We start from the raw sequence: 14,795 nt of genomic DNA on the forward strand, positions 1-14,795 counted from the left end.
ATGCCGGCCACGTCGCCCACCACTGTCAGTATAACGGCAGGCCAGGGGGCGACTTGAGACTCAGGCTCCACACAGAATAAGGCGGTACCGTGACCCTTGACCTTCGAGCCACCGGCCTGGCGTGCGAGCGCGACTGGCGCCTGCTGTTTGAACACCTGGATTTTCAGCTGGGCCCAGGCGACATGCTGCAGATCAGCGGCCCCAACGGCAGCGGCAAAACCAGCCTGCTGCGGTTGTTGGCCGGGCTGATGCAGCCCACCGCCGGGCAGATCCAGCTCAATCGCCAGCCGTTGGCCGAGCAGCCGCAGGCACTGGCCAGCATCCTGCTGTGGATCGGTCATGCGGCGGGTATCAAGGATTTGCTCACGGCCGAAGAGAACCTCGCCTGGCTCTGCGCGCTGCATCAGCCGGCCAGTGTCGAGGCGATCTGGCAGGCCCTGGCCGCAGTCGGCCTGCGCGGTTTTGAAGATGTGCCCTGCCACACCCTGTCCGCCGGCCAGCAGCGGCGGGTGGCGCTGGCGCGGCTGTACCTGGCCGGGCCGCCACTGTGGATTCTCGATGAGCCGTTCACCGCCCTCGACAAACAGGGCGTTGCGCAGCTTGAAGCGCACCTGGCCGCGCACTGCGAGGCGGGCGGCACAGTGGTGTTGACCACGCACCACAGTCTCACGCTCAAGCCTGCCGGCTATCGTGAACTGAATGTGGGGCAGTGGGCCGCATGAGTGTATTCGTCCTGTTGTTGCGCCGCGAAGCGCGCCTGCTGTTCCGCCGCCCGGCCGAGCTGGCCAACCCGTTGGTGTTTTTCGCCATTGTGGTGGCGTTGTTCCCCCTTGCCGTCGGCCCCGAGACGCAATTGTTGCAAACCTTGTCGCCTGGCCTGGTCTGGGTAGCCGCGCTGCTTGCGGTACTGCTGTCGTTGGACGGCTTGTTTCGCAGCGATTTTGAAGACGGCTCGCTGGAGCAATGGGTGCTGTCGCCGCATCCACTGGCGTTGTTGGTGCTGGCCAAGGTGCTGGCGCATTGGATCTTTTCCGGGCTGGCGCTGGTATTGTTGGCGCCGCTGCTGGCGCTGATGCTGGGCCTGCCGGCGAGCTGCCTGCCGGTGCTGCTGGCCTCGCTGCTGCTGGGCACGCCGGTGCTGAGCCTGCTCGGTGCAGTGGGCGCGGCGCTGACCGTGGGCCTCAAACGCGGTGGTTTGTTACTGGCGCTACTGATTTTGCCGTTGTATATCCCAGTATTGATCCTGGGCAGTGGCGCCTTGCAAGCGGCGTTGCAGAATATGCCCGCCACTGGCCACCTGTTGTGGCTGGCCAGCCTGACTGCCCTGGCTGTGACCCTGGCACCCTTTGCGATAGCGGCCGGCCTGAAGATCAGCGTCGGCGAATAACGAGATCTGGGCCTACGGCAGAATGCTCAAGGCCCAGCCAAGACCGGATGTACCTGATGAAAATAAGCTGGACGTGGTTCCACAAGCTCGGCTCGCCCAAATGGTTCTACGCCATCAGCGGGCGCATGCTGCCCTGGCTGACGGTGGCCGCTGTGCTGTTGCTGACAGTCGGCATGGTCTGGGGCCTGGCCTTTGCGCCGCAGGACTACCAGCAGGGCAACAGCTTCCGCATCATCTATATCCATGTGCCGGCGGCCATGCTGGCGCAGTCCTGCTATGTGCTGCTGGCGGTGGCTGGTGTGGTCGGGCTGGTGTGGAAGATGAAGATCGCCGACGTTGCCCTGCAGTGCGCGGCGCCCATCGGCGCCTGGATGACCGCCGTGGCGCTGGTCACCGGGGCCATCTGGGGCAAGCCGACCTGGGGTAGCTGGTGGGTCTGGGATGCGCGCCTAACGTCGATGCTGATCCTGCTTTTTCTGTACTTCGGCATCATTGCGCTGGGCCAGGCGATCAGTAATCGTGACAGCTCGGCCAAGGCTTGTGCGGTGCTGGCGATCGTGGGCGTGATCAACATCCCGATCATCAAGTATTCGGTGGAGTGGTGGAACACCCTGCACCAGGGCGCGACTTTCACCCTCACCGAAAAGCCGGCGATGCCCGCAGAAATGTGGCTGCCGCTGCTGCTCACCGGGCTTGGCTTCTACTGCTTCTTCGGCGCTGTGCTGCTGCTGCGCATGCGCCTCGAGGTGCTCAAGCGCGAGGCCCGCGCCAGCTGGGTTCGTGAAGAAGTGCTGAACAGCCTGGGGCGGAGGGCAGCATCGTGAATTTTGCCTCGTTCAGCGAGTTTCTCGCCATGGGCCACCACGGCTTGTACGTATGGTCGGCCTACGGCATTTGCCTGGCAGTGCTGGCGCTCAATGTCGCCGCACCACTGTTGGCCCGCCGTCGTTATCTGCAAGAAGAGGCGCGTCGTCTGCGCCGGGAGAACAATCAGTGAATCCGCAGCGCAAGAAACGCCTGTTGCTCATCGGCGCCCTGCTGGTCGGGGTCGGCGTCGCCGTTGGCTTTGCCCTGAGTGCCCTGCAGCAGAACATCAACCTGTTCTACACCCCGACCCAGATCGCCACCGGCGAAGCGCCGCTGGACACGCGCATTCGCGCCGGTGGCATGGTCGAGAAGGGCTCGGTGCAGCGCTCGGCTGACTCGCTCGACGTGCGCTTTGTGGTCACCGACTTCAACAAGTCGGTGCCGATCACCTATCGCGGCATCCTGCCGGACCTGTTCCGTGAAGGGCAGGGCATCGTTGCCTTGGGCAAGCTCAATGCCGATGGCGTGGTGGTGGCGGATGAAGTGCTGGCCAAGCACGATGAAAAGTACATGCCGCCTGAGGTGACCAAAGCACTCAAGGAAAGCGGCCAGGCGGCCAGCGGCGCGGAGCAGAAGCCATGAATGCTGCCCTGATAGTGCCCGAACTGGGTCAGTTAGCGATGATCCTGGCGATCTGTTTCGCCGTGGTTCAGGCCAGCGTGCCGCTGCTCGGCGCCTGGCGCGGCGACAGCCTGTGGATGAGCCTGGCGCGACCTGCCGCCTGGGGCCAGTTCGCTTTTCTGGTGTTTGCGTTCGGCTGCCTTACCCATGCGTTCATGACCGACAATTTCTCGGTAGCGTACGTTGCCAGCAACTCCAATACCGCTTTGCCGTGGTACTACAAATTCAGCGCAGTGTGGGGCGCGCATGAAGGCTCGTTGCTGCTGTGGGCATTGATTCTGGGCGGCTGGACCTTCGCCGTGTCGGTGTTCTCGCGCCAGTTGCCACAAGTCATGCTCGCCCGCGTACTGGCGGTGATGGGCATGATCAGCGTGGGCTTCTTGTCGTTCCTGATCGTCACCTCCAACCCATTCCAGCGCCTGTTGCCGCAGGTGCCGGGCAACGGCCGTGACCTCAACCCGCTGCTGCAGGACTTTGGCCTGATCGTCCATCCGCCAATGCTGTACATGGGCTACGTCGGCTTCTCGGTGGCCTTCGCCTTCGCTATCGCCGCCTTGCTCGGTGGCCGCCTGGATGCCGCCTGGGCGCGCTGGTCGCGGCCATGGACCATCGTCGCCTGGGCGTTCCTCGGGGTCGGTATCACCTTGGGCTCGTGGTGGGCGTACTACGAACTTGGTTGGGGCGGCTGGTGGTTCTGGGATCCGGTCGAAAACGCCTCGTTCATGCCCTGGCTGGTGGGCACCGCGCTGATCCACTCGCTGGCCGTCACGGAAAAACGCGGCGTGTTCAAGAGCTGGACGGTATTGCTGGCGATCGCCGCATTCTCGTTGAGCCTGCTCGGCACGTTCCTGGTGCGCTCCGGCGTGCTGACCTCGGTGCACGCCTTTGCCGCCGACCCGGAGCGCGGTGTATTCATCCTGATCTTCCTGCTGTTTGTCGTGGGTGGCTCGCTGACCCTGTTCGCTCTGCGCGCGCCGGTGGTGAAAAGCCAGGTCGGCTTTGCCCTGTGGTCGCGAGAAACCTTGCTGCTGGCCAACAACCTGGTGCTGGTGGTGGCTGCATCGATGATTCTGCTGGGTACGCTGTATCCGCTGGTGCTCGATTCCCTGACCGGGGCCAAACTGTCGGTCGGCCCGCCGTATTTCGATGCGCTGTTCCTGCCGTTGATGGCATTGCTGATGGTGGTGCTGGGGATCGGCGTGCTGGTGCGCTGGAAGGACACGCCGGGCAAATGGCTGGCGGGCATGCTCACACCGGTATTGATTGGCAGCGCAATTCTGGCGCCGATTGCCGGGCTGATTGCCGATGACTTCGACTGGCCGGCGCTGGCGACCTTTGCCCTGGCGGCGTGGGTAGTGCTCGCCGGCCTGCGCGACATCTTCGACAAGACCCGCCACAAAGGCCTGGGCAAGGGCGTGCGCGGCCTGTCCCGCAGCTATTGGGGCATGCAGGTCGCGCATCTGGGCCTGGCTGTGTGCGCCCTGGGCGTGGTGCTGTCGAGCAACAACAGCGCCGAGCGCGACCTGCGCATGGCGCCGGGCGAGACGGTCGAGCTTGGCGGCTATCACTTCCTGTTCGAAGGCGCCAAGCACTTCGAAGGGCCAAACTTCATCTCCGACCGTGGCACCGTGCGGGTTTCCAAGGACGGTCGCGAGGTCAGCGTGCTGCACCCCGAGAAGCGTCTGTACACCGTGCAGCAGTCGATGATGACCGAGGCCGGGATCGATGCCGGTTTCACCCGCGACCTCTACGTGGCCCTCGGCGAGCCGCTGGAAAACGGCGCCTGGGCCGTGCGCGTGCACATCAAACCGTATGTTCGCTGGATCTGGCTGGGCGGTCTGCTGACCGGCCTGGGCGGGCTACTGGCAGCCTTCGACCGGCGTTACCGGGTCAAGGTCAAGAGCCGCGTGCGTGAAGCCCTCGGCGCGACTGGAGCAACTGCATGAAGCGTTGGATGATGGTCCTGCCGTTGGCGGTGTTTCTACTGCTGGCGGTGTTTCTCTACAAGGGCTTGTTCCTCAAGCCCGATGAGCTGCCGTCGGCGATGATCGGCAAGCCATTCCCGGCCTTCTCGCTGGCCTCCACCCAAGGCGAGCGCAGCCTGACCCAGGCCGACCTGCTCGGCCGGCCGGCGCTGGTCAACGTGTGGGCCACCTGGTGCCCGTCGTGCAAGGTTGAGCATCCTTACCTGAACACGCTGGCCGAGCAGGGCGTGGTCATCCATGGCGTCAACTACAAGGACGATAACGCTGCGGCGTTGAAGTGGCTCGCCGAGTTCCACAATCCGTATCAGCTGGATATCCGCGACGAGCAGGGCACTCTGGGTCTGGACCTTGGTGTGTATGGTGCGCCGGAGACCTTTCTGATCGATGCCAAGGGTATCATCCGCTACAAGCACGTCGGCATCGTCGATGCCACGGTCTGGCGCGAGCAGCTGGCGCCGCTGTACCAGGGCCTGGTCGATGAGGCCAAGCCATGAAGCGCTGGTTGGCAGCAGCCGTGCTCGGCCTGAGCCTAGTGAGCGTGGCCAAGGCCGCGATCGACACCTATCAGTTTCGTGACGACGCCGAGCGCGAGCGCTATCAGCAACTGACCAAGGAGCTGCGCTGCCCCAAGTGTCAGAACCAGGACATCGCTGACTCCAATGCGCCGATTGCCGCCGACCTGCGTCGGGAGATCTTCCGCATGCTCGGCGAAGGCCAGAGCAATCAGCAGATCGTTGCCTTCATGGTTGATCGCTATGGCGACTTCGTCCGTTACAAACCGGCCTTGAGCGGGCGCACCTGGCTGCTCTGGTTCGGCCCGGCAATTCTGCTGGCGGGGGGCTTTGTCATGTTGGCGGTGATTGTCCGCCGGCGCCGGCAGCCGGTGGCAAGCGGCAGCGCGCAGCTGTCGATGGAAGAACGCGAACGTCTCGCCAAACTGTTGGATAAAGAAGCTACCCATGACTGAATTCTGGCTTGGCGCGGGCCTATTGTTGCTCGCCGCCCTCGGCTTTCTGCTGATCCCGATCCTGCGTGGCCGTGGCCGCCAGCAGGAACAAGACCGTACCGCCCTGAACGTGGCGCTGTATCAGGAACGTGTCGCCGAACTGAGCGCGCAGCAGGCTGCCGGCGTACTCGATGCCGAGCAACTGGCCAGCGGCCGTGATGAAGCCGCGCGGGAGCTGCTGGCCGATACCGAAGGCGCCGGCGAACCGCGCCAGGGTCATCTGGGGCGGGCGGTACCGCTGTTGGCAGCGTTGCTGGTGCCGGTGATGGCGGTGGGGCTGTATCTGCATTTTGGTGCTGCGGACAAGGTCGAGCTGACCCGTGAGTTTGCCCAGGCACCGAAAACCATGGACGAGATGACCAGCCGCCTCGAGCGCGCGGTGCAGGCCCAGCCGGATTCAGCTGAAGGCCTGTACTTCCTCGGTCGTGCGTACATGGCTGACCAGCGCCCGGCTGATGCGGCGAAGATCTTCGAGCGTGCCGTCGCCCTTGCTGGTCGCCAGCCAGAGCTGCTCGGGCAGTGGGCCCAGGCGCTGTACTTTGCTGCCGACAAACAATGGAGCGCACAACTGCAGGAGCTTACCGACGAAGCGCTCAAGGCTGACCCCAAGGAAGTCACCAGCCTCGGCCTGCGCGGCATCGCCGCGTTCGAAGGCGAGCGCTATCAGGAGGCCATCGACTACTGGCAGCGCCTGCTGGCGCAATTGCCTGAGGGTGATGCCTCGCGCGCCGCGTTGCAGGGCGGCATCGATCGCGCCGCCGACAAGCTCAGCGCCGCGCCAGGCAAAGCGGCCGCACCAGCTGTATCGCCCGCGCGCTTGCAGGTACGGGTCGAGCTGGCCACAGCGCTGCAGGGCAAGGTTCAGCCGAGCGACACGGTGTTCATCTTCGCCCGCGCCAAAAGCGGCCCGCCGATGCCGTTGGCGGCCAAGCGGGTGACGGTGGGCCAGCTGCCGATCGAAGTTGAACTGTCAGACGCTGATGCCATGATGGCGCAGATGAAACTGTCCGATTTTGCCGAAGTCCAACTGGTTGCACGGGTGTCCCGCGCAGGCCAGCCGACTCAAGGCGAATGGATCGGCCAGAGCGCGCCGATGAGCAATCGCACGCCGGGCATTCAGCACCTGACAATCGACAGCCCTGACCAATAAGAGAGCCCACCATGAAGCATGCCGTCCGCTTGACCCTGATCACCCTGGCCCTGGGTCTGTCTGCGTGTACGGTGCGCGAGCCGGTCCAGCAGCCGCTGCCACCGGTCGAAGGCGTGCCGCCGCGCCAAGGGCCGGCGATCACGCCATTGCCGGGTAGCAAGCCGGGTACGCAGCCGAGCAAGCCAACCGCAGCGCCGAAGGCCATGCCGCGCACTTCGGCCAGCTTCGCGCCACCGCCAGGTGGTGCCAGCCACTGGGACCCGAAAATGGGCGTGTATGTGCTGGAGAAAAAACCCAACACCTTCTACCGTCAGCGCACCTATTACCGCTATGACGGCGGCTGGAGCTGGTCGCTGAGCCCGGAAGGTCCATGGCAGGAAACCGACAGCAGCGGTGTGCCGGGTGGCCTGGGCCGCGCCTTCGCGCAATAAGCATCTGCAGCACCTCTCTACCAGGGCCGGTACAGTACAGTTGAAGGGCAATTCTTCGATTGACTGTACTTGCCCCTGATCCCGCATAATCCCTCCTCGCATAGAGCCGGAGGGTGCATGAGCAAGACAGTCCTGGTACTGGTTGAAACCGTCGACGATTACCTGCCGCTGCTGGAACAGGCGGGCTATCGACTGATTCGTGCGCCGAATGCGCAGCTGCGCGCTGCGGCCATCGCTCAGCAGGCCGATGAGATCGACGCGGTGCTCACCCGCGGCCCACTTGGTCTGACTGCCAGCGAGATTCAGGCGCTGCCACACTTGCAGATCATCTGTGTGATCGGTGCCGGCTATGAACAGGTCGATCTGACCGCCGCTGCAGCTCGTGGCATCACCGTCACCAACGGCGCCGGCGCCAACGCTGCAGCAGTCGCCGATCACAGCCTGGCCCTGCTGCTGGCCTTGTTGCGCAATATCCCCAACGCTGACGCAATCACTCGCCGCGGTGAGTGGAACCGGGTGATCAGCCCGTCGGTGTCGGGCAAGCGCCTGGGCATCATCGGCCTCGGTGCTGTTGGCCAGGCGATTGCCAAACGCGCGTCGCTGGGCTTCGACATGCCGGTCAGCTACCACAGCCGTACACCTCGTAAAGAGCTTGCCTACACCTGGTACGACAGCCCACTGCGTCTGGCCGAGGCGGTCGACATCCTCGTGATTGCTACACCCGGCGGCGCTGCGACGCAGCATCTGGTCGACGCCGATGTGCTCAAAGCACTCGGTGCAGAGGGCTACCTGGTCAATATCGCCCGCGCCAGTGTGGTCGACAGCGCCGCCTTGCTCGAGGCGCTGGAGCAGGGCTGGATCGCTGGCGCGGCACTCGATGTATTCGACGACGAACCCAACGTACCCGACGCCTTCAAGGCACTCGGCAACACCGTGCTGACCCCGCATGTGGCCGGGCAGTCGCCCGAGGCCGCACGCGATACGGTGACCCTGGTGCTGCGCAATCTGCAGGCGTTTTTTGCTGGCGAACCGGTGCTGACCCCCGTTCGCGGCTGAATTTTTACCCGGCCAGTCATGGACAGTGGAGCTTATTGCATGCAACTCGAGATCTTTCAGGTAGACGCTTTTTCCAGCAAACCTTTCGGCGGTAACGCGGCAGCAGTGATCCCGCTGGAGCAGTGGCTGGACGATGCCACCCTGCAGCGCATCGCCGAAGAGAATAACCTGTCCGAGACTGCCTACTTCGTCAAGCACGGCGACGGCTACCAGCTGCGTTGGTTTACCCCGACGGTGGAAGTCGACCTGTGCGGGCACGCCACCCTGGCCTCGGCCTGGGTGTTGTTCGAGCAACTTGGCGAGCAGGCTGAGGTGCTGCGCTTCAGTACCCGCAGCGGCGAGCTGCGGGTCAGCCGTGGCGCTGACGGCATGCTGGAAATGGACTTTCCGGCCAAGCAGCCGCAGCCGGTAGCGACCCCGCCAGGCTTGCTGGAGGCGCTCGGTCTGGACAGCGCACGTGAGGTGTACCGCAGCGATGACTACCTGGTGGCGATTGACGACGTGTCGTTGATCGAGACCCTGCGCCCGGACTTCGCCGCGTTGGCAGCCTTCGATGTGCGCGGTATTGCGGTGACTGCGCCGGGCCGCGGTTTTGACTTCGTCACCCGCTGGTTCGGCCCTCGGGTGGGCGTCAATGAAGACCCGGTGACCGGGTCGGCGCACACTTCGCTGGCACCGTACTGGGCGCAGCGTCTGGAGCAAAGCAGCCTGCGCTGCGAGCAGGGCGGTGCGCGCAAAGGCCAGTTGCACTGTGAGGTGCTCGGCAACGGCCGGGTTATCATCAGCGGCCACGGCGCGCTGTACCTCAAGGGCAGCGTGTTCATCTGAGTGCAGCGCAGCTTTCCCAAGGAGCTTCATGAACAACGAATTACAGATCACCGACCTGCTCGAAGGCGACGGCAAGGCTGTGGTCAAGGGCGCATTGATCACCACCCAGTACACCGGCTGGCTGGCCGATGGCAGCGAGTTTGATTCCTCCTGGTCGCGCGGCAAGCCGTTCCAGTGCGTGATCGGCAGCGGCCGGGTGATCAAAGGCTGGGATCAGGGCCTGATGGGCATGCGTGTCGGCGGCAAGCGCAAGCTGCAGGTGCCGGCGCACCTGGCCTACGGCGAGCGCAGCGTCGGCGCGATTCCGGTCAACTCCGACCTGACCTTCGAGATCGAATTGCTCGAAGTGCTGACCCGCGACGACTGAAACTGTAACAACTTCACCCGGCAAGTTTGCCCCGGCGAATGAATTTCGTTCACATTTCTAGGTCAAGATGGTCCCGCTTGCACGGCTGGCTCGCCAGCCTGTGCAGGTGATCACGAAATGCAGGCACGGACGCCTTCCTTCTTTTGTCGGATGAGTCCATCGCCATGAAGTTGCTGCAGTCCTTGCGACGCCGTCATCTCTACCTTGCCACTGCGTTTGCGGCAGTCCTGGTGCCCCTGACCTATGCCGTGGTGCACAACCATGAAGAGCCGGTCGATGGCACCCAGACTCTGGTGTTTCTGCGCCACGCAGAGAAGCCTGGCGAAGGTCTTGGCCAGCTGAATTGCCAGGGTCTGAATCGGGCCATCGAGTTGGCCAGTGTGCTGCCGGAGCGGTTCGGCGATGCCGATTATGTCTTCGCTGCCAACCCCTCGCGGCACGTCGAAGAGGGTAGCCAGGACCAGCGCTACAGCTACATTCGCCCGCTGATGACCATCAGCCCCAGCGCCATTCGCCTCGGTCTGCCGGTCAATATCGACTTCGGCGCCAATGACTACGACGAGTTGGCCGACGAGCTGCTGACCGACAAGTACCGCAACGCCACCGTCTACACCGCCTGGTCGCACGGTTACCTGCCTGATCTGATCAATGCCGTGGCCGGCAAGGCCCTGGGTGACGAGCGAGTCATCACCGAGGACTGGAGCAACGAGGATTTCGACAGTTTGTATGTGATTACCCTGACCTGGCACGACGGCAAGGCGAGCATGCTCAGCCGTAACGTGCGTCAGGGTCTGGATGGTGGCAACAAGGCCTGCCCGACCTGAGCCGGGCAGGGCTGATCAGCGGCCCAGGCGCATTGGCCAGCCGACGACCTTTTTCACCCGCGGGGTCGCGTAGGTGCGTACCTTGGAGGTGCTCAGGCCAAGCCGCACCAGCGACTCGGCAATGGTTACCGCAGCGCTGACACCATCCACCACCGGCACCCCGGTGCGCTGGCGAATCTGCTCGTCGAGGCCGGCCATGCCGCCGCAACCAAGGCAGATCACCTCGGCTTTGTCTTCGCGCACTGCGCGCTCGGCCTGTTCGACGATGGCGTCCACCGCCCGTTGCGGGTTCTCTTCAAGCTCCAGCACCGCCAGGCCGCTGGCGCGCACCGAGGCGCAGCGGTCATACAGCCCGGAGAGTTTCAGGCGATCTTCGATCAGCGGTACGGTGCGGTCCAGGGTGGTTACCACCGAGTAGGCGTGGCCGAGGTACATGGCGGTGCTGGCGGCGGCGTCGGTGATGTCTACCACTGGCACATCGAGCAACTCCTGCAGCCCCTCGCGGCCATGCTCGCCGTAGCCTGCCTGGATCACCGCATCATAGGGCTGGTCGTAAGCCAGCACGCGGTCCATCACGGCGATGGCCGCCAGATAACTTTCGAAATTGCCCTCCACCGACTCGGCGCCAAAGTACGGCGTCAGACCGACGATCTCGGTGCCTGGCGCGGCGACGCTGCGGGCTTGCTCGGCAATAGCCTCGGTGATGGCTGCGGTAGTGTTGACGTTGACGATAAGAATGCGCATGCAGGTTCTTCCTTGATCAATGGCTGCTGTGGTCGACGGCGATGCACTCACCGCTGACGTCGTGGTATTGGCGATTGCGCGGGGCAATCAGCAGGTACAGCGCAGCCGCGATGCCCGCACCGATCAACCAGGAGAACGGCGCCACGCTGTGGAAGTTGGGTACCAGCGCAAGGATGATGGCCAGCAGCGCCGCCGGCGCGAAGGCCGCCATCGCCCGCCAGTTGATGCCGCGGGTGTAGTGATAGGCGCCAGCCGGGTTCTCGCTGTACAGCTCAGGCACGTTGATCTGGCCTTTGCGCAGCAACCAGTAGTCGGCCATGATCACCCCGTACAGCGGGCCGAGCAGGGCGCCCAGGCCGGACAGGAAGTAGACGATCACCAGTGGGCTGTTGTAGAGGTTCCACGGCAGGATCAGTACCGCCAGCGTGGCGCTGATCAGGCCGGCGCGGCGGAAGTTCAGGTGGCGCGGGGCGAGGTTGCTCAGGACAAATGCCGGGGCGACGAAGTTGGCCATGATGTTCACCGCGACGGTGACGATCAGGAACGCCAGGCAACCCAGTACCAGAAACAGCGTATTAGGGATGGTCGCAACGATCTGGGTGGGGCTGTCGATGATGTGGCCGTTGATCTTGAACTGTGCACCGCTGAGCACCACGGTGATCACCGCGAACACCAGGATATTCACCGGCAAGCCCCAGAAGTTGCCGACGCGGATGGTCTTGCGGCACGGCGATGAGCGGGCGAAGTCGCAAAAGTTCAGCACCAGGGTGCCGTAGATCGCCAGCCACAAGGCGCCACCGGCGAAGATATTGCGCCACATTTCGTATCCGGTCAGTGGCTCGGCCACCGACCAGGCGATGCGTGTGTCGGCCTGGAAGTACATCCAACCGGCCAGGCTCGCCACTGTCAGCAGAATCACTGGGCCGGCGAAGCCTTCATAGCGGCGCACCATTTCCATGCCGTAGGCAAGGATCACCAGCTGCACCAGCCAGATCGCGACGAAGCACACCCAGCCCAGGCTCGACAGGCCAAGGATGCTGTCTTGATCGTATGCGGCCACCTGCGGCCAGATGGCGGTGAGCAATACCCGCAGCACCACCGAGGCGAGATAGGTCTGGATACCGAACCAGGCGATGGCGATCACGGCGCGAATCAATGCCGGCAACTGTGCGCCGTGGATGCCGAAGGCGATGCGGCTGATGACCGGGAAGGGCACACCCGTCTTCTGCCCCATGTAGCCAGACAGGTTCATGAAGAAGTACACCAGCACTGCGCCGATCGCCAGCGACAGGAGAATCTGCCAGCCACCCAGGCCGAGCGCGAACAGGCCCATGGCGAACGAGTAGTTGGCGATGTTGTGCACATCGTTGGTCCACAGCGCGAAGATGCTGTAACCGCCCCAGCGTCGGCCCTCGAGACGGGTCGGCGCGAGGTCGCGGTTGTGCAGGCGCGGGCTGAGTTCGAGGGCCGGCGATGCGCCGGTCAAGGTTGACGGCTGGGCGGTGCTGGCGACGGATAGTTCAGGGGCAAGGTCGAGGCTGCTACTCATTCCGGCGGCTCCTGATGCGCAGGTTGCAGTGAGGGGCGAGAGTGCACGGTCTCGTCTTGTCACGGCTGAACCTTGGCATCACTGGGTTCTGGAGGCTGCGGCCTGCTTGGGGCAGGCGCTGCGCGTTGTTGTGTATTTAGGTTTTGTTCAAGTTGTATACAAAACACAAGCACAGCAAAGCCAGTTCCATGCCATCGGGTGTGCAAGTTCACAATTTACTGTTCCGTGAACTCTTTATTTAAATCTCTAACTGACTGAATTAATTTGTTTATAAGTTGACTGATTGAACAAGTTAAATTTTTTACCAACTTACATTACTGATCAATCGGTCAAATTATCTCGCGCCGTGCGTGTAACGTCTTGGTGCTGCGCTTCCCAGAAGTGCACACAAAAATGGCACCTTAGGTGACAATCCTGTGTACAAAAAATAAACAGCACAATCTGGCCGTGCCGGTCTGCAGGAAAGCCGCTCACTCGGCCATTGGCGGCAGGCGGCGTTTCACCGGGCTCTTCTTGATGATCGCGGTGTTGGTTTCGGCCAGGACATTGATGCGGTCGAGCAAGCTGTCCAGTTGCTCCATCGAGCGCACATGCAGGCGGGCGATAAAGCAGTCCTCGCCGGTCACCTTGTCGCACTCGGTGAACTCGGCAATCGCGATGATCTGGCGCTCGACTTCCTGCAGTTGGCCGGGCAGTGGGCGGATGCGCACAATCGCCTGCAACTGATAGCCGAAACAGCGCGGGTCGATCTCGACGGTGTAACCGCGGAGCACGCCGCGCTCTTCCAGCCGGCGCAGCCGCTCGCTGACGCTGGGCGCCGAAAGCCCGCTGATCTGCGCCAACGCCTTGAGCGAGCGGCGCGAATCCTCCATCAGGGCGGTGATCAGGAGTTGGTCGATGGCATCGGTCATAAGTACCTCGTTAGGCAAAGCTTCTGATTTGCCTTGATCGTAAAGGTGAATGGCGATTTTTGCCTTGGTTATCCGCTGGAAGGCGGCAGCCAGCCCTCGTCATACTGTTGCCATCATCAACGGAGGTGGCCGATGGACAGTTCAATACGCCGTGGTTCGCTGGAAATGATCGTTGCCATGCTTATTTCCGGGACGATTGGCTGGTTCGTGCTGGTGTCCGGGCAACCGGTGCTGGAGGTGGTGTTCTGGCGCTGTGTGTTCGGCGCGGGGGCGTTACTGGTGATCTGCGCGAGCCTGGGCCTGCTCAAGTCCGGCGTGATCAGCCGCGGCGCCGTGTTGCTGGCGATTGTCAGCGGGGTGGCCATCGTCGGTAACTGGGTGCTGCTGTTCGCCTCGTATTCGCGGGCGTCGATTGCCATCGGTACTGCGGTATACAACGTGCAGCCGTTTCTGTTGGTCGGCCTGGCTGCGGTGTTTCTCGGCGAGAAGATCACCCTGGCCAAACTGAGCTGGCTGGGGGTGGCGTTCGTCGGCATGCTGGCCATCGTCAGTGCCCACGGCAACGGCCAGAGCAGTGGCAGCGACTATCTGCTGGGGATTGCCCTGGCCCTTGGGGCGGCGTTGCTGTATGCGGTTGCGGCGTTGATCATCAAGCGCCTGAGCGGTACGCCGCCGCACTTGATCGCGCTGATCCAGGTCAGCACCGGCATCGTCCTGTTGGCGCCGTGGGTCAAGCTTGGTGGGTTGCCCGCTGAACTGCCGGCGCTGGCCAGTTTGCTGACCCTGGGCATCGTCCATACCGGGCTGATGTATGTGCTGCTGTACAGCGCGATCCAACGTCTGCCGACTGCATTGACCGGCGCGCTGTCGTTCATCTACCCGATTGCGGCGATCCTGGTCGACTGGTTCGCCTTTGGCCATCGGCTGGCGCCGTTGCAGTGGCTGGGGGTGGCGTTGATTCTGCTGGCCGCGGCCGGCATGCAACAAGGCTGGTGGTTTCGCGCCCCGGTCAAAGCGGCGCCAAGCCCATGCGACTGAGCGCAGTTGAAGCGGGTAGAATGCCCTCTTT

The 14,795-nt window shown here is 63.3% G+C and carries 18 protein-coding genes; 15 read left to right on the forward strand and 3 right to left on the reverse strand.

Going from position 1 to position 14,795, the window contains the following annotated elements; translation table 11 throughout:
• Positions 1-89 precede the first annotated feature (89 nt).
• The 14 genes from ccmA to K3F44_RS02925 all read left to right on the forward strand — a co-directional run bounded on the left by ccmA (position 90) and on the right by K3F44_RS02925 (position 10,522).
• A complete protein-coding gene (ccmA, locus tag K3F44_RS02860; protein WP_220633300.1) occupies positions 90-722 on the forward strand; it encodes a cytochrome c biogenesis heme-transporting ATPase CcmA in 633 nt (210 codons plus the stop codon).
• On the forward strand, positions 719-1,387 hold the full coding sequence (ccmB, locus tag K3F44_RS02865) for a heme exporter protein CcmB (RefSeq protein ID WP_101322971.1): 669 nt from the start codon (positions 719-721) through the stop codon (positions 1,385-1,387). The genes ccmA and ccmB overlap by 4 nt, the downstream gene beginning before the upstream one ends.
• Positions 1,388-1,443: 56 nt before the next feature.
• Positions 1,444-2,211 (forward strand): heme ABC transporter permease, encoded by a 768-nt coding sequence (locus tag K3F44_RS02870; protein ID WP_101317917.1) that lies wholly within the window; start codon positions 1,444-1,446, stop codon positions 2,209-2,211.
• Positions 2,208-2,384, forward strand: coding sequence for a heme exporter protein CcmD (gene ccmD, locus K3F44_RS02875; RefSeq protein ID WP_150569758.1), 177 nt, complete (start codon positions 2,208-2,210; stop codon positions 2,382-2,384). Before K3F44_RS02870 ends, ccmD begins: the two co-directional genes overlap by 4 nt.
• Positions 2,381-2,836, forward strand: coding sequence for a cytochrome c maturation protein CcmE (gene ccmE, locus K3F44_RS02880; protein ID WP_103436670.1), 456 nt, complete (start codon positions 2,381-2,383; stop codon positions 2,834-2,836). Before ccmD ends, ccmE begins: the two co-directional genes overlap by 4 nt.
• Before the next feature lie 11 nt (positions 2,837-2,847).
• Positions 2,848-4,821: a heme lyase CcmF/NrfE family subunit gene (locus K3F44_RS02885; RefSeq protein ID WP_178080824.1), complete on the forward strand. Its 1,974-nt coding sequence runs from the start codon at positions 2,848-2,850 to the stop codon at positions 4,819-4,821.
• Positions 4,818-5,354 (forward strand): DsbE family thiol:disulfide interchange protein, encoded by a 537-nt coding sequence (locus tag K3F44_RS02890; protein ID WP_150569757.1) that lies wholly within the window; start codon positions 4,818-4,820, stop codon positions 5,352-5,354. Before K3F44_RS02885 ends, K3F44_RS02890 begins: the two co-directional genes overlap by 4 nt.
• Complete coding sequence (locus K3F44_RS02895) at positions 5,351-5,827, forward strand: cytochrome c-type biogenesis protein (RefSeq protein WP_220633301.1); 477 nt, start codon at positions 5,351-5,353, stop codon at positions 5,825-5,827. The genes K3F44_RS02890 and K3F44_RS02895 overlap by 4 nt, the downstream gene beginning before the upstream one ends.
• Positions 5,820-7,016 carry a c-type cytochrome biogenesis protein CcmI gene (gene ccmI / locus K3F44_RS02900; RefSeq protein ID WP_150569756.1) on the forward strand — a complete coding sequence of 399 codons (1,197 nt, stop codon included), beginning with the start codon at positions 5,820-5,822 and terminating at the stop codon, positions 7,014-7,016. Before K3F44_RS02895 ends, ccmI begins: the two co-directional genes overlap by 8 nt.
• An 11-nt stretch (positions 7,017-7,027) precedes the next feature.
• On the forward strand, positions 7,028-7,447 hold the full coding sequence (locus tag K3F44_RS02905) for a hypothetical protein (RefSeq protein ID WP_220633302.1): 420 nt from the start codon (positions 7,028-7,030) through the stop codon (positions 7,445-7,447).
• A gap of 117 nt (positions 7,448-7,564) precedes the next feature.
• On the forward strand, positions 7,565-8,503 hold the full coding sequence (locus K3F44_RS02910) for a 2-hydroxyacid dehydrogenase (RefSeq protein WP_220633303.1): 939 nt from the start codon (positions 7,565-7,567) through the stop codon (positions 8,501-8,503).
• A gap of 39 nt (positions 8,504-8,542) precedes the next feature.
• Entirely contained in the window at positions 8,543-9,331 is a 789-nt protein-coding gene (locus K3F44_RS02915) for a PhzF family phenazine biosynthesis protein (RefSeq protein WP_220633304.1), read from the forward strand.
• Between the two features lie 28 nt (positions 9,332-9,359).
• Complete coding sequence (locus K3F44_RS02920; RefSeq protein WP_101317938.1) at positions 9,360-9,698, forward strand: FKBP-type peptidyl-prolyl cis-trans isomerase; 339 nt, start codon at positions 9,360-9,362, stop codon at positions 9,696-9,698.
• Between the two features lie 164 nt (positions 9,699-9,862).
• Positions 9,863-10,522, forward strand: a complete 660-nt coding sequence (locus tag K3F44_RS02925) for a histidine phosphatase family protein (protein ID WP_150572706.1) — start codon at positions 9,863-9,865, stop codon at positions 10,520-10,522.
• 15 nt (positions 10,523-10,537) lie between these two features.
• Here K3F44_RS02925 and K3F44_RS02930 read toward each other — a convergent pair whose 3' ends face one another.
• From K3F44_RS02930 to K3F44_RS02940, 3 genes are all read right to left on the reverse strand, one after another.
• On the reverse strand, positions 10,538-11,266 hold the full coding sequence (locus K3F44_RS02930) for an aspartate/glutamate racemase family protein (protein ID WP_101317942.1): 729 nt from the start codon (positions 11,264-11,266) through the stop codon (positions 10,538-10,540).
• A gap of 16 nt (positions 11,267-11,282) precedes the next feature.
• The gene (locus K3F44_RS02935; RefSeq protein WP_220633305.1) at positions 11,283-12,815 is read right to left on the reverse strand and encodes an NCS1 family nucleobase:cation symporter-1; all 1,533 of its coding nucleotides are present in this window, start codon (positions 12,813-12,815) and stop codon (positions 11,283-11,285) included.
• A 470-nt stretch (positions 12,816-13,285) separates the two neighbouring features.
• On the reverse strand, positions 13,286-13,726 hold the full coding sequence (locus K3F44_RS02940; RefSeq protein ID WP_101317946.1) for an Lrp/AsnC family transcriptional regulator: 441 nt from the start codon (positions 13,724-13,726) through the stop codon (positions 13,286-13,288).
• A gap of 132 nt (positions 13,727-13,858) precedes the next feature.
• Here K3F44_RS02940 and K3F44_RS02945 point away from each other — a divergent pair, with 132 nt between their 5' ends.
• A complete protein-coding gene (locus K3F44_RS02945) occupies positions 13,859-14,764 on the forward strand; it encodes a DMT family transporter (RefSeq protein ID WP_150569751.1) in 906 nt (301 codons plus the stop codon).
• Positions 14,765-14,795: the final 31 nt, after the last annotated feature.

Source organism: Pseudomonas sp. S07E 245 (assembly GCF_019599025.1).
Classification (GTDB): Bacteria; Pseudomonadota; Gammaproteobacteria; order Pseudomonadales; family Pseudomonadaceae; genus Aquipseudomonas; species Aquipseudomonas shirazensis.

What these genes read in the sequence shown, in the direction of transcription:
- ccmI (WP_150569756.1), top strand. Translation starts at nt 5,820, where the DNA reads ATGACTGAATTCTGGCTTGGCGCGGGCCTATTGTTGCTCGCCGCCCTC.
- K3F44_RS02870 (WP_101317917.1), top strand. Translation starts at nt 1,444, where the DNA reads ATGAAAATAAGCTGGACGTGGTTCCACAAGCTCGGCTCGCCCAAATGG.
- K3F44_RS02890 (WP_150569757.1), top strand. Translation starts at nt 4,818, where the DNA reads ATGAAGCGTTGGATGATGGTCCTGCCGTTGGCGGTGTTTCTACTGCTG.
- K3F44_RS02935 (WP_220633305.1), bottom strand. Translation starts at nt 12,815, where the DNA reads ATGAGTAGCAGCCTCGACCTTGCCCCTGAACTATCCGTCGCCAGCACC.
- K3F44_RS02925 (WP_150572706.1), top strand. Translation starts at nt 9,863, where the DNA reads ATGAAGTTGCTGCAGTCCTTGCGACGCCGTCATCTCTACCTTGCCACT.
- K3F44_RS02945 (WP_150569751.1), top strand. Translation starts at nt 13,859, where the DNA reads ATGGACAGTTCAATACGCCGTGGTTCGCTGGAAATGATCGTTGCCATG.
- K3F44_RS02930 (WP_101317942.1), bottom strand. Translation starts at nt 11,266, where the DNA reads ATGCGCATTCTTATCGTCAACGTCAACACTACCGCAGCCATCACCGAG.
- K3F44_RS02915 (WP_220633304.1), top strand. Translation starts at nt 8,543, where the DNA reads ATGCAACTCGAGATCTTTCAGGTAGACGCTTTTTCCAGCAAACCTTTC.
- K3F44_RS02905 (WP_220633302.1), top strand. Translation starts at nt 7,028, where the DNA reads ATGAAGCATGCCGTCCGCTTGACCCTGATCACCCTGGCCCTGGGTCTG.
- K3F44_RS02940 (WP_101317946.1), bottom strand. Translation starts at nt 13,726, where the DNA reads ATGACCGATGCCATCGACCAACTCCTGATCACCGCCCTGATGGAGGAT.
- ccmB (WP_101322971.1), top strand. Translation starts at nt 719, where the DNA reads ATGAGTGTATTCGTCCTGTTGTTGCGCCGCGAAGCGCGCCTGCTGTTC.
- K3F44_RS02895 (WP_220633301.1), top strand. Translation starts at nt 5,351, where the DNA reads ATGAAGCGCTGGTTGGCAGCAGCCGTGCTCGGCCTGAGCCTAGTGAGC.
- K3F44_RS02910 (WP_220633303.1), top strand. Translation starts at nt 7,565, where the DNA reads ATGAGCAAGACAGTCCTGGTACTGGTTGAAACCGTCGACGATTACCTG.
- K3F44_RS02920 (WP_101317938.1), top strand. Translation starts at nt 9,360, where the DNA reads ATGAACAACGAATTACAGATCACCGACCTGCTCGAAGGCGACGGCAAG.